The following is a 12649-nucleotide window of genomic DNA, read 5'->3' on the forward strand; positions in this document are numbered from 1 at the left end:
GGCTGCGATCTTTTCCGGAGCGCTTGAGTTCAAGCTTCAACCCGCCATCGCCAACCGGTTACGCCCCTCGCGCTTGGCCACATACAGCGCACTGTCGGCGCGTCGCAACAAGCTGTCTGCGGACTCACCCGGCAGCAGCGTCGAGCATCCGAGGCTGACCGTTAAGCCGATCAGCGTCCCATCCGCCGAATACTCCCCGGCTTGTGCGGCATAGCGCAGGCGTTCGCCTATCATTGCAGCGGCATCGCGGCTGGTGTTGGACAGCAGAATCAGAAACTCTTCTCCGCCGAAGCGAAAGACCATGTCTACGTTGCGCAACTGGTCTTTGATCAAGGTTGCGACAGCCTTCAACACGTCATCGCCGGCGCTGTGACCGTAGTTGTCATTGATCTGTTTGAAGTGATCGATATCGAGCATCAACAACGACAGCGGCTGCAAGTGTCGCCGGGCCATGTCGATCTCCCGTTGCAGGGTCTGATCCATGGCAATGCGATTGCCGGTGCCGGTCAGTGGGTCGCGCAGTGCACTTTGAGTGGCCGCTCGATAGAGCAGGGCATTGCGCATCGGGAAGAGCAAGCTGGATAGCAGGGATTCGAGGTTACCCTGATCCTTTTCGCTGAAGCGCTGATTGCGACGGAACACCAGATCGCCCAGGTGTGTGCCTTCGTGGCTCAGGCTATAGCTCACCGAGTGATGTCCGCGCTGACCGAACTCCAGGCGCAGGTCGCTGGTTTTGTGTTGATAGTTCAAGGCGTCCAGTGGCACAAGGCGCTGAATTTCGCGGAAAAACAGTCCCAGAATGCGCTGCGGCTCAAGGCTGGTTTGCAGTTGCAGGCCCAGCTGCTGGCGCAATTGACCGAGGCTGGCAGGACGCTCCAAAAGGGCTGGCAACTGGCCAAAGCCCAGCCGCTGCATTTTGGCGCTATCAAAGTCAATTGCGTTGGTCTGGGTTGGAGATTTCATATGGCGTGAGCCCCTAAGCAGGAATGCTGTCTTACAGGCTGGGTGAGAGCGGCTTTGGGCTGCGCGTCATACTGGTCCATCAGTCCCGTAGGACATGTGGCTAGATTTTAGTCTGCTTTGTCGAGCAAACGTAAGCTCGACATGGCGCTGCCCGATCGCTAACACGCTGCGTGTTTCAACAGGATTAGAGCGAAAGTCATGCCATTCGGTTCAGACGAATAAAATTCGTTTTAAATCAGCTTGTTGGCTTGTGTGTCGGTGACTGGTGGCTGATTCGGCGGCATTTGATTGACTTCAAACAGACGCTTGAAGGAGGGGAGGCACGTGCCGCGACAGTATGCCGTCGCGGCAGCGGGGTGCGGCGAGGGGCTTACTGAGCGTTGAACGCCTGACCGTTGATGCCAGTGCTGTCCGGCCCCATCAGGTACAGGTAAACCGGCATGATCTCTTCAGGCGTCGGGTTGTTGGCCGGGTTTTCGCCCGGGTACGCTTGAGCGCGCATGCTGGTGCGGGTTGCGCCTGGGTTGATGCTGTTTGAGCGAACCGGCGCGACGTTGTCGACTTCGTCGGCCAGGGTTTGCATCAGGCCTTCGGTGGCGAATTTCGACACGCCATAAGCGCCCCAGTACGCACGACCTTTGCGGCCGACGCTGCTGGAGGTGAAGATTACCGAGGCGTCCTGAGACAGCTTGAGCAGTGGCAGCAGGGTGCTGGTCAGCATGAACATGGCGTTGACGTTGACGTGCATCACGCGCATGAAGTTTTCGCCGGAGAGTTGCTCCAGTGGCGTGCGCGGGCCAATGATCGAGGCGTTGTGCAACAAGCCATCAAGGTGACCGAACTCGGTTTCGATCATGGCCGCCAGTTCGTCGTATTGATGCGGCAGGGCGGTTTCCAGGTTGAACGGAATCACTGCAGGCTGTGGATAACCGGCCGCTTCGATTTCGTCGTAAACCTGGGTCAGATTGGCCTCGGTCTTGCCCAGCAGCAGTACGGTAGCGCCGTGAGCGGCATAGGTTTTTGCCGCGGCAGCGCCGATGCCACGACCGGCGCCGGTGACCAGGATGACCCGATCTTTGAGTAGTTCAGGGCGGGCGGAATAATCAAACATAAAAAACCTCTACAAAGCAGAAAACAGACTGTGGCGAGGGGGCTTGCCCCCGCTGGGTTGCGAAGCGACCCCAAGCTCGGTTTGTCAGCTTCACCGAACTGGCTGATTTACGACTGCTTCGCAGCCGAACGGGGGCAAGCCCCCTCGCCACAAATGCCTCCGGCAGCCAGTTAGATCAGCAGCTACACAGCGCGCTATCGAGCACCTTGCGCAACTCCGAAGGGTGGTCCACCACCACATCCGCGCCCCAGTTTCGTGGATTGTCATCAGGGTGAATGTAGCCAAAGGTCACCGCGGCGGTCCGGGTGCCAGCATCGCGGCCCGACTCGATATCGCGCAGGTCATCACCCACGAACAGCACGCTGGCCGGGTCCAGGTCGAGCATTTTGCAGGCGAGGATCAATGGCTCCGGGTGCGGTTTGCTGTTGGTCACGTGGTCTGGGCAAATCAGCAGCGCCGAGCGTTCGGCCAGTCCCAGTTGTTGCATGATCAGCTCAGCGAAGCGCAGCGGTTTGTTAGTCACCACGCCCCAGATCAGATTGGATTTCTCGATGTCGGCCAACAGTTCAGCCATGCCATCGAAGAGTTTGCTGTGAACCGCGCAACCCTTGAGATAACGCTCCAGAAACTCCAGTCGCAATGCCTCGAAACCCGGTGATTCCGGGTCCATCGAAAAGGTTACCGCCACCATGGCTTTGGCCCCGCCAGAGATCTCGTCGCGGATGTGTTTGTCCGGGATCGGTGCCAACCCGCGGTCGGCCAGCATGCTTTGGCAGATGGCAATGAAGTCCGGCGCGGTGTCGAGCAGGGTGCCGTCCATGTCAAAAAGAACTGCTCTGATTGCCATCGGCTTACTCCTCGCGCAGCGTCTGGATCATGTAGTTGACGTCAACGTCGGCGGCCAGCTTGTAATGCTTGGTCAGCGGGTTGTACGTCAGGCCAATGATGTCCTTGACGCTCAGGCCGGCCTGGCGGCTCCAGGCACCGAGTTCGGAAGGACGGATGAATTTCTTGAAATCATGCGTGCCGCGCGGCAGCAGTTTCATGATGTATTCGGCGCCGACGATAGCGAACAGGTAAGCCTTCGGATTACGGTTGATGGTCGAGAAGAACACCTGGCCACCCGGTTTTACCATGCGGAAGCAGGCACGAATGACCGACGATGGATCGGGCACGTGCTCGAGCATTTCCAGGCAGGTGACGACATCGAATTGCTCGGGCATTTCTTCCGCCAGGGCTTCAGCGGTGATCTGCCGGTACTCGACGCTGACGCCTGATTCCAGTTGATGAAGTTGCGCGACCGCCAACGGCGCTTCGCCCATGTCGATGCCCATCACGGTGGCACCGCGTTGTGCCATGGATTCGCTGAGGATACCGCCGCCGCAACCGACGTCCAGGACCTTCTTGCCGGCCAGTTTAACGCGCTCGTCAATCCAGTTGACCCGCAGCGGGTTGATGTCGTGCAGCGGCTTGAACTCGCTTTCGCGGTCCCACCAGCGATGAGCCAGGGCTTCGAATTTGGCGATTTCAGCGTGGTCGACGTTGCTCATGGGTAATCCTCTAAATCTAAAAAATTCTGCTGTCAGCCTTGAAGTTCGATTCAAGGGGGCGTTCTATTCGGCGTGTCCGCTGATGCGCAGGCCCCAGGCGGTGGCCGTGGCGCATAGCTGTTGTTCATCGAGGCGCGTCAGGCGCCGGTCGTCGAGCAATTGCTTGCCGGCGACCCAAAGGTGTTTCACACAGTCCCGGCCGGTGGCGTAGATAAGCTGCGACACCGGCTCATAAACCGGTTGCTGGGCCAGGCCAGACAGGTCGAAGGCCACCATGTCCGCGGCCTTGCCGACTTCCAGCGAGCCCACTTCGGCTTCCAGCCCCAGCGCACGGGCCCCGTTGAGGGTCGCCATGCGCAAGGCGCGATGAGCGTCCAGGGCGGAGGCCGAGCCGGCAACGGCTTTGGCCAGCAGGGCGGCGGTGCGGGTTTCGCCCAGCAGGTCGAGGTCATTGTTGCTGGCCGCGCCATCGGTGCCGACCGCCACATTGACTCCAGCCTGCCACAAGCGCTCCACTGGGCAAAAGCCGCTGGCCAGTTTCAGGTTCGATTCCGGGCAATGAATCACACTGGTGTTACTTTCTACCAGTAACGCCAGGTCTTCTTCGCTGATTTGCGTCATGTGAACGGCCTGGAAGCGCGGGCCGAGCAAGCCCAGGCGACCGAGGCGGGCCAATGGCCGCTCGCCGCGCTGTTCGACCGATTGCTGGACTTCGAAGGCTGTTTCGTGGACGTGCATGTGAATCGCTGCGTCCAGCTCCTCGGCGATTACCCGGATTTTTTCGAGGTTTTCGTCACCGACGGTGTAGGGTGCATGAGGGCCGAAGGTGATTTTGATGCGCGGGTGATGCTTGAGATCGCCGAACAGCTCGACGCCCTGACGGATAGCCTCATCCGCATCGCAGGCGCCGGGAATCGGGAAATCGAGGATCGGGATGGCGATTTGTGCGCGAATGCCGCTGTTGTGCACGCGTTCGCTGGCAACTTTCGGGAAAAAATACATGTCCGAGAAGCAGGTGATGCCGCCCTTGATCTGCTCGGCAATGGCCAGGTCGGTGCCGTCGCGGACGAAGGCCTCATCGACCCATTTGGTCTCGGCTGGCCAGATGTGCTGCTCAAGCCAGGTCATCAGCGGCAAATCATCGGCCAGGCCACGGAACAATGTCATCGCCGCATGTCCGTGGGCGTTGATCAGGCCTGGGCTGAGCAGCATGCCCGGCAGTTCACGGACCTCGCTGGCCTTGAGCTTCAAGGCTTCGCTGCGCGGGCCGATGAAGGCAATACGCCCGTCGCGGATGCCCAGGCCGTGCTCCTTGAGGACTACGCCAGCAGGTTCGACAGGTACTAACCAGGTTGGCAGCAAGAGTAAGTCGAGCGCAGCGGCAGGATTCGGCATCGAGGGTTCGGTCCAGTGCTTTTATGTAGGATGGCGAAGTATACCCGAGCGTCTTCGCGGGGGGATCGCTATAATCGGCGGCTTTTGTTCATGAGTGCGGGGTGAGGGATGCGCGATCGACTGTTGGCTGCGGAGAAGGTGAAGGCCATCGATTGGCGGGACGGCGCCCTGTACCTGCTGGATCAGCGCATTTTGCCATTCGAAGAAACCTGGATTGCCTACACCGGCGCAGCGGGTGTGGCTGAGGCTATTCGCTCGATGGTGGTGCGTGGTGCTCCGGCAATCGGCATCAGCGCAGCCTACGGCGTGGTGCTGGCGGCGCGCGCGCGGTTTGCTGCGGGTGGCGAATGGCAGGTGGCGCTGGAAGAAGACTTTGCCCTGCTCGCGGATTCACGGCCGACCGCCGTCAACCTGTTCTGGGCGCTGGGTCGCATGCGCGAACGCCTGGAGCGGCTCAAAGATCACCCCAATCCATTGGAAGTGCTTGAGGCAGAGGCTTTGGCAATCCATGAAAGTGATCGCGAAGCCAACCTGACCATGGCGCAATTGGGTGTCGACCTGATCCGCAAGCATCAGGGCAATGCCCAGGCTGTTTTGACCCACTGTAATACGGGGGCGTTGGCGACTGGCGGTTTCGGTACTGCGCTCGGGGTGATTCGTGGCGCGTTCCTGGAGGGCATGATCGAGCGGGTTTATGCCGACGAAACCCGGCCTTGGCTGCAAGGCTCGCGCTTGACCGCCTGGGAACTGGCCAACGAAGGCATTCCGGTCACCCTGAACGCCGACTCGGCCGCTGCGCACATCATGAAAACCAAGGGCGTGACCTGGGTGATCGTCGGCGCTGACCGAATTACCGCCAACGGTGACGTGGCGAACAAGATCGGCACTTACCAGTTGGCGGTCAATGCCATGCACCACGGCGTGCGTTTCATGGTGGTGGCGCCGAGTTCGACCATCGACATGAATCTGGCCAGTGGCGACGACATCCCGATCGAAGAGCGTGATGGCAGCGAGTTGCTGGACATCGGTGGCAAGCGGGTGGGGGCTGATGTCGATGCATTCAATCCGGTGTTCGATGTCACGCCGGCTGACCTGATCGACGTCATCGTTACCGAAAAAGGCATCGTCGAGCGGCCGGATACCGCGAAGATGGCGCAACTGATGTGCCGCAAACGCTTGCACTGACGATCCGGGGGTGCCTGAAATACTGCCATCGCGGGCAAGCCTTGCTCTGTAGGAGCAAGGCTTGCCCGCGATGAACGATGACTCGGTCTGCCGTTCCTGGCACCCATATTTTGCTTGTGAATCGAGGGTTGTCACGGCTCTAAGCCTCTCTCGTCGCCTTTACGCCTGTCACCGGTCAACTAACTATGCTCCATGCGCATCTGGGGGATAGGTGCGTGGCGGCTCTTGTGATAACATCCGGCGGTTTCCAAGGTAGTCCGATGTGGCTGCCTTTACTGCGCAGATCCATGGCATAACTCGTTGATTTGTCGTAAGTCGGTGCTGGCACTCAGCCTGCAGCGGCGAGCTTCGTTCGTCCCATATGGATGTGACGAAGTTTCACCAGAAAAAGGAATCAGGCTTCTCATGGGCGAACTGGCCAAAGAAATCCTCCCGGTCAATATCGAAGACGAGCTGAAACAGTCCTACCTCGACTACGCGATGAGCGTAATTGTCGGTCGGGCACTGCCTGATGCGCGCGATGGCTTGAAGCCCGTGCATCGGCGTGTGCTGTTCGCGATGAGCGAGCTGGGTAACGACTTCAACAAGCCGTACAAGAAATCTGCCCGTGTTGTCGGTGACGTGATCGGTAAGTATCACCCGCACGGTGATACCGCGGTGTACGACACCATCGTTCGTATGGCGCAGCCATTCTCGCTGCGTTACCTGCTGGTAGACGGTCAAGGCAACTTCGGTTCGGTCGACGGCGACAACGCCGCTGCGATGCGATACACCGAAGTGCGCATGACCAAGCTGGCGCACGAGCTGCTGGCTGACCTGCATAAAGAAACCGTGGACTGGGTGCCGAACTACGACGGCACCGAAATGATCCCGGCGGTCATGCCGACCCGCATTCCCAACCTGCTGGTCAACGGTTCCAGCGGTATCGCCGTGGGCATGGCGACCAACATTCCGCCGCACAACCTCGGTGAAGTCATCGACGGTTGCCTGGCACTCATCGACAACCCCGAGTTGACCATCGATGAGCTGATGCAATACATCCCAGGTCCGGACTTCCCTACCGCCGCGATCATCAATGGTCGCGCCGGTATCATCGAAGCCTACCGTACCGGTCGCGGCCGCATTTACATGCGTGCCCGTTCGATCATCGAAGACATCGACAAGGTTGGTGGTCGTCAGCAGATCGTCATCACCGAACTGCCTTACCAGTTGAACAAGGCACGTCTGATCGAGAAGATCGCCGAGCTGGTCAAAGAGAAGAAGCTGGAAGGCATCACCGAGCTGCGCGATGAGTCCGACAAAGACGGTATGCGCGTGGTGATCGAGCTGCGTCGTGGCGAAGTGCCTGAGGTCATCCTCAACAACCTCTACGCCCAGACCCAGCTGCAAGCGGTGTTCGGTATCAACATCGTTGCGTTGATCGACGGCCGTCCGCGGATCCTGAACCTCAAGGACCTGCTGGAAGCCTTCGTGCGTCACCGCCGCGAAGTGGTGACCCGTCGTACCGTGTTCGAACTGCGTAAAGCCCGTGAGCGTGGTCACATCCTCGAAGGTCAGGCAGTTGCGCTGTCGAACATCGACCCGGTCATCGCCCTGATCAAGGCTTCGCCAACGCCGTCGGAAGCCAAGGAAGCGCTGATCAGCACGCCGTGGGAATCCTCCGCGGTGGTTGCGATGGTTGAGCGCGCCGGTGCTGACTCTTGCCGTCCAGAGACCCTGGACCCGCAATACGGTCTGCGCGAAGGCAAGTACTTCCTGTCGCCGGAACAGGCGCAAGCCATTCTGGAACTGCGTCTGCACCGTCTGACCGGCCTGGAACACGAAAAACTGCTGGCCGAGTATCAAGAGATCCTCAACCAGATCGGCGAGCTGATCCGCATCCTCAACAGCGCCACGCGCCTGATGGAAGTGATCCGCGAAGAGCTGGAAGTGATTCGTGCCGAGTACGGCGATGTGCGTCGCACCGAAATTCTCGATGCGCGTCTGGACCTGACCCTGGGTGACATGATCCCGGAAGAAGAACGCGTCGTGACCATTTCCCACGGTGGCTACGCCAAGACCCAGCCTTTGGCTGCGTACCAGGCTCAGCGTCGTGGCGGTAAAGGCAAATCGGCTACCGGCGTCAAGGATGAGGACTACATCGCTCACCTGCTGGTCGCCAACAGCCACACCACGCTGCTGCTGTTCTCCAGCAAGGGCAAGGTTTACTGGCTGAAAACCTACGAAATTCCTGAGGCATCCCGCGCTGCCCGCGGTCGTCCGCTGGTCAACCTGCTGCCGCTGGACGACGGTGAATACATCACCACCATGCTGCCGGTCGAGGAATACACCGAAGGTCACTACATCTTCATGGCTACCGCCAACGGCACCGTGAAGAAGACCCCGCTGGAATCCTTCAGTCGTCAGCGTAGCGTTGGCTTGATCGCGCTGGAGCTGGACGAAGGCGACGTGTTGATCAGTGCTGCCATCACCGATGGCGAGCGTGAAGTCATGCTGTTCTCCGACGGCGGCAAGGTTACCCGCTTCAAAGAGTCCGACGTTCGCGCCATGGGCCGTACCGCTCGCGGTGTCCGCGGCATGCGTCTGCCGGAAGGCCAGAAGCTGATTTCCATGCTGATCCCGGAAGAAGGCAGCCAGATCCTCACCGCTTCGGCGCGTGGTTTCGGCAAGCGTACCGCCATCACCGAGTTCCCTGAGTACAAGCGTGGCGGTCAGGGCGTTATCGCCATGGTCAGCAACGAGCGTAACGGCCGTCTGGTCGGCGCAGTCCAGGTGCTCGACGGCGAGGAAATCATGCTGATTTCCGACCAGGGCACCCTGGTGCGTACTCGTGTTGACGAAGTATCCAGTCTGGGTCGTAACACCCAGGGCGTGACCCTGATCAAACTGGCCAGCGATGAAACACTGGTCGGTCTGGAGCGGGTTCAGGAGCCATCGGAAGTCGAAGGCGAAGAGCTGGAAGGCGAAGAGGGTGCCGGGCTCGAAGGTGTGGTGCTCGATGCCGGCACCGAGCCGGACGATACTGTCGAAAGCCAGCAGGCTGAAGCAGCTGACGAAGAAGAGTCGCAAGACTAACCAAATCGTAGCAGGGCAGAGTGTTTGCTCTGTCCGCTACCGTGAATGCATAGCGAGAGTGGATGTGAGCAAACGAGCCTATAACTTCTGCGCAGGTCCTGCTGCGCTGCCTGAAGCTGTCCTGTTGCGTGCCCAGTCGGAATTGCTCGACTGGCATGGCAAGGGTCTCTCGGTCATGGAAATGAGCCATCGCAGCGATGAGTTCGTGTCCATTGCGACCAAGGCCGAGCAGGATCTGCGTGATCTGCTGAATATCCCCTCGAACTATAAAGTGCTGTTTCTGCAAGGCGGCGCCAGCCAGCAATTTGCTCAGATTCCTCTGAACCTGTTGCCGGAAAACGGCAAGGCCGACTATATCGACACCGGTATCTGGTCGCAGAAAGCCATTGAAGAAGCGCAGCGCTTCGGCCACGTCAACGTCGCCGCGACCGCCAAGCCTTACGACTATTTCGCAATTCCCGGCCAGAACGAATGGAAGCTGTCGCAAGACGCGGCCTACGTGCACTACGCGCCGAACGAAACCATCGGTGGTCTGGAGTTCCAGTGGATCCCGGAAACCGGTGATGTTCCGCTGGTTGCAGACATGTCTTCGGACATTCTCTCGCGCCCTGTGGATATCTCGCGTTTCGGCATGATCTACGCCGGTGCCCAGAAAAACATCGGCCCGAGCGGCATCGTCGTCAACATCGTGCGTGAAGACCTGTTGGGTCGTGCCCGTTCGTTCTGCCCGACCATGCTTGACTACAAGGTCGCGGCCGACAACGGCTCGATGTACAACACCCCGCCAACACTGGCCTGGTACTTGTCCGGTCTTGTGTTCGAATGGCTGAAAGAGCAGGGTGGTGTTGAGGCCATTGGCAAGCTCAATGAAGTCAAGCAGCGCACGCTGTACAACTTCATTGATGCCAGCGGCTTGTACAGCAACCCGATCAACAAGACTGACCGCTCGTGGATGAACGTGCCGTTCCGTCTGGCTGACGATCGCCTCGACAAGCCGTTCCTGGTCGGTGCTGAAGCACGCGGACTGCTGAACCTCAAGGGTCACCGTTCGGTAGGCGGCATGCGTGCCTCTATCTACAACGCCGTCGACATCAACGCAGTCAACGCGCTGGTGGCGTACATGGCAGAGTTCGAGAAGGAACACGGCTAATGTCTGAGCAAGAACTCAAGGCACTGCGCCTGCGCATTGATGCTCTGGACGAAAAAATCCTCGAGCTGATCAGTGAGCGTGCACGCTGCGCCCAGGAAGTCGCGCGAGTAAAGATGGCTACGCTGGCCGAAGGCGAAGTGCCGGTGTTCTATCGTCCTGAGCGTGAGGCTCAGGTGCTCAAGCGCGTAATGGAGCGCAACCAGGGGCCGCTGGGTAACGAAGAGATGGCGCGGTTGTTCCGTGAAATCATGTCCTCGTGCCTGGCGCTCGAGCAGCCGCTGAAAGTGGCCTACCTCGGCCCTGAAGGAACCTTCACTCAAGCAGCGGCCATGAAGCACTTTGGCCATGCGGTGATCAGCAAGCCAATGGCGGCGATCGACGAAGTGTTCCGTGAAGTGGCTGCCGGAGCGGTGAACTTTGGCGTGGTGCCTGTGGAAAACTCCACCGAGGGTGCGGTCAACCACACTCTCGACAGCTTCCTCGAACACGACATGGTTATCTGTGGCGAAGTCGAGCTGCGCATTCACCACCACTTGCTGGTGGGTGAAAACACCAAGACCGACAGCATCAGCCGCATTTACTCCCATGCCCAGTCCCTGGCGCAGTGCCGCAAGTGGCTGGACGCTCATTACCCGAACGTCGAACGCGTGGCGGTATCGAGCAATGCCGAAGCGGCCAAACGGGTCAAGGGTGAGTGGAACTCGGCGGCGATTGCCGGCGACATGGCGGCAGGCTTGTACGGGTTGACCCGTCTGGCCGAAAAAATCGAGGATCGCCCGGACAACTCCACGCGATTCCTGATGATCGGCAGCCAGGAAGTGCCACCGACCGGCGACGACAAAACGTCGATCATCGTCTCGATGAGCAACAAACCTGGCGCGCTTCACGAGTTGCTGGTGCCGTTCCATGACAATGGCATCGACCTGACGCGAATCGAAACCCGTCCATCGCGCAGCGGCAAGTGGACCTACGTGTTCTTCATCGATTTCGTCGGCCACCACCGCGACCCGCTGATAAAAGCGGTGCTGGAGAAAATCAGTCAGGAAGCGGTAGCACTTAAAGTGTTGGGTTCCTACCCGAAAGCAGTTCTCTAAAGGCGTTGATAATGAGTGGCGACTTCCTCGCTCTGGCACAGCCGGGCGTGCAACAACTTTCGCCTTACGTTCCGGGCAAACCCGTGGACGAACTGGCCCGCGAGCTGGACATCGATCCGGCAAAAATCGTCAAGCTGGCGAGCAACGAAAACCCGCTGGGTGCCAGTCCCAAGGCACTGGCGGCGATTCGCGAAGAACTGGCTGAGCTGACTCGCTATCCAGACGGCAACGGGTTTGCGCTGAAAACCCTGCTGGCTGAGCAGTGCCGGGTCGAGCTCAATCAAGTGACGTTGGGCAACGGCTCCAACGACATTCTTGAGCTGGTCGCGCGTGCCTATCTGGCGCCAGGTCTGAATGCGGTCTTCAGTGAGCACGCGTTTGCCGTCTACCCGATCGTCACTCAGGCGGTGGGTGCCGAGGCGCGAGTGATTCCAGCCAAAGACTGGGGGCATGACCTGTCGGCGATGCTCGAAGCCATCGACAGCAACACCCGCGTGGTGTTCATCGCCAACCCGAACAACCCGACCGGAACCTGGTTCGACGCCGAGGCGCTGGACGAGTTTCTGCAGGACGTGCCTGAGCGCGTGCTGGTGGTGCTGGATGAGGCGTACATCGAATACGCCGAAGGCAGCGACCTGCCGGATGGTCTGGATTTCCTCGCGGCGTACCCGAACCTGCTGGTTTCCCGGACCTTCTCCAAGGCCTACGGTCTGGCTGCGCTGCGTGTGGGTTATGGCTTGTCGACCGCAGTGGTCGCCGATGTGTTGAATCGTGTGCGTCAGCCATTCAACGTCAACAGCCTGGCCCTGGCAGCAGCCTGCGCAGCGTTGCAGGACGATGAATACCTGGCTGAAAGCCGTCGTCTGAACGAGTCCGGCATGCAGCAGCTCGAAGCAGGTTTTCGTGAGTTGGGGCTGAGCTGGATTCCTTCCAAGGGCAACTTCATCTGTGTCGATCTGGGGCGCGTTGCGGCGCCGGTTTTCCAGGGTTTGCTGCATGAAGGTGTGATCGTGCGTCCGGTGGCCAATTACGGCATGCCGAACCACTTGCGCATCACCATCGGTCTGCCGGCTGAAAACAGTCGCTTCCTCGAGGCGCTGGCCAAGGTTCTGGCCCGTGGTTGATG

At 59.6% G+C, this 12649-nt stretch carries 10 protein-coding genes; 5 read left to right on the forward strand and 5 right to left on the reverse strand.

What is annotated here, in order from left to right:
* Nucleotides 1–36: 36 nt before the first annotated feature.
* The 5 genes from AC1RJ3_RS16805 to AC1RJ3_RS16825 all read right to left on the reverse strand — a co-directional run bounded on the left by AC1RJ3_RS16805 (nucleotide 37) and on the right by AC1RJ3_RS16825 (nucleotide 5019).
* Nucleotides 37–963 carry a GGDEF domain-containing protein gene (locus AC1RJ3_RS16805; protein ID WP_054593470.1) on the reverse strand — a complete coding sequence of 309 codons (927 nt, stop codon included), beginning with the start codon at nucleotides 961–963 and terminating at the stop codon, nucleotides 37–39.
* Between the two features lie 370 nt (nucleotides 964–1333).
* Complete coding sequence (locus tag AC1RJ3_RS16810; protein WP_054593469.1) at nucleotides 1334–2074, reverse strand: YciK family oxidoreductase; 741 nt, start codon at nucleotides 2072–2074, stop codon at nucleotides 1334–1336.
* 175 nt (nucleotides 2075–2249) lie between these two features.
* Nucleotides 2250–2921: an N-acetylmuramic acid 6-phosphate phosphatase MupP gene (gene mupP / locus AC1RJ3_RS16815; RefSeq protein ID WP_054593468.1), complete on the reverse strand. Its 672-nt coding sequence runs from the start codon at nucleotides 2919–2921 to the stop codon at nucleotides 2250–2252.
* A gap of 4 nt (nucleotides 2922–2925) precedes the next feature.
* Nucleotides 2926–3624, reverse strand: a complete 699-nt coding sequence (gene ubiG, locus AC1RJ3_RS16820) for a bifunctional 2-polyprenyl-6-hydroxyphenol methylase/3-demethylubiquinol 3-O-methyltransferase UbiG (protein ID WP_019692990.1) — start codon at nucleotides 3622–3624, stop codon at nucleotides 2926–2928.
* A gap of 63 nt (nucleotides 3625–3687) precedes the next feature.
* Nucleotides 3688–5019: a TRZ/ATZ family hydrolase gene (locus AC1RJ3_RS16825; protein WP_054593466.1), complete on the reverse strand. Its 1332-nt coding sequence runs from the start codon at nucleotides 5017–5019 to the stop codon at nucleotides 3688–3690.
* A gap of 108 nt (nucleotides 5020–5127) precedes the next feature.
* On the opposite strand from AC1RJ3_RS16825, the gene mtnA reads away from it, so the two are divergent.
* The 5 genes from mtnA to hisC all read left to right on the forward strand — a co-directional run bounded on the left by mtnA (nucleotide 5128) and on the right by hisC (nucleotide 12647).
* Nucleotides 5128–6204 carry an S-methyl-5-thioribose-1-phosphate isomerase gene (gene mtnA / locus AC1RJ3_RS16830; RefSeq protein WP_493079537.1) on the forward strand — a complete coding sequence of 359 codons (1077 nt, stop codon included), beginning with the start codon at nucleotides 5128–5130 and terminating at the stop codon, nucleotides 6202–6204.
* Nucleotides 6205–6609: 405 nt separating this feature from the next.
* A complete protein-coding gene (gene gyrA / locus AC1RJ3_RS16835) occupies nucleotides 6610–9279 on the forward strand; it encodes a DNA gyrase subunit A (protein ID WP_489111565.1) in 2670 nt (889 codons plus the stop codon).
* A 64-nt stretch (nucleotides 9280–9343) separates the two neighbouring features.
* Entirely contained in the window at nucleotides 9344–10429 is a 1086-nt protein-coding gene (gene serC / locus AC1RJ3_RS16840; protein ID WP_493079538.1) for a 3-phosphoserine/phosphohydroxythreonine transaminase, read from the forward strand.
* A complete protein-coding gene (gene pheA, locus AC1RJ3_RS16845) occupies nucleotides 10429–11523 on the forward strand; it encodes a prephenate dehydratase (protein WP_019692985.1) in 1095 nt (364 codons plus the stop codon). The genes serC and pheA overlap by 1 nt, the downstream gene beginning before the upstream one ends.
* Before the next feature lie 11 nt (nucleotides 11524–11534).
* Entirely contained in the window at nucleotides 11535–12647 is a 1113-nt protein-coding gene (gene hisC, locus AC1RJ3_RS16850; RefSeq protein ID WP_054593463.1) for a histidinol-phosphate transaminase, read from the forward strand.
* The last annotated feature ends 2 nt before the right edge of the window (nucleotides 12648–12649 follow it).

This window comes from Pseudomonas sp. GW822-FHT04C11 (assembly GCF_058800905.1).

Bases quoted from the DNA above. Each gene is read 5' to 3' on its own strand.
- pheA (WP_019692985.1), top strand. From the start codon at position 10,429: ATGTCTGAGCAAGAACTCAAGGCACTGCGCCTGCGCATTGATGCTCTG.
- hisC (WP_054593463.1), top strand. From the start codon at position 11,535: ATGAGTGGCGACTTCCTCGCTCTGGCACAGCCGGGCGTGCAACAACTT.
- gyrA (WP_489111565.1), top strand. From the start codon at position 6,610: ATGGGCGAACTGGCCAAAGAAATCCTCCCGGTCAATATCGAAGACGAG.
- ubiG (WP_019692990.1), bottom strand. From the start codon at position 3,624: ATGAGCAACGTCGACCACGCTGAAATCGCCAAATTCGAAGCCCTGGCT.
- AC1RJ3_RS16810 (WP_054593469.1), bottom strand. From the start codon at position 2,074: ATGTTTGATTATTCCGCCCGCCCTGAACTACTCAAAGATCGGGTCATC.
- mupP (WP_054593468.1), bottom strand. From the start codon at position 2,921: ATGGCAATCAGAGCAGTTCTTTTTGACATGGACGGCACCCTGCTCGAC.
- AC1RJ3_RS16805 (WP_054593470.1), bottom strand. From the start codon at position 963: ATGAAATCTCCAACCCAGACCAACGCAATTGACTTTGATAGCGCCAAA.
- mtnA (WP_493079537.1), top strand. From the start codon at position 5,128: ATGCGCGATCGACTGTTGGCTGCGGAGAAGGTGAAGGCCATCGATTGG.
- AC1RJ3_RS16825 (WP_054593466.1), bottom strand. From the start codon at position 5,019: ATGCCGAATCCTGCCGCTGCGCTCGACTTACTCTTGCTGCCAACCTGG.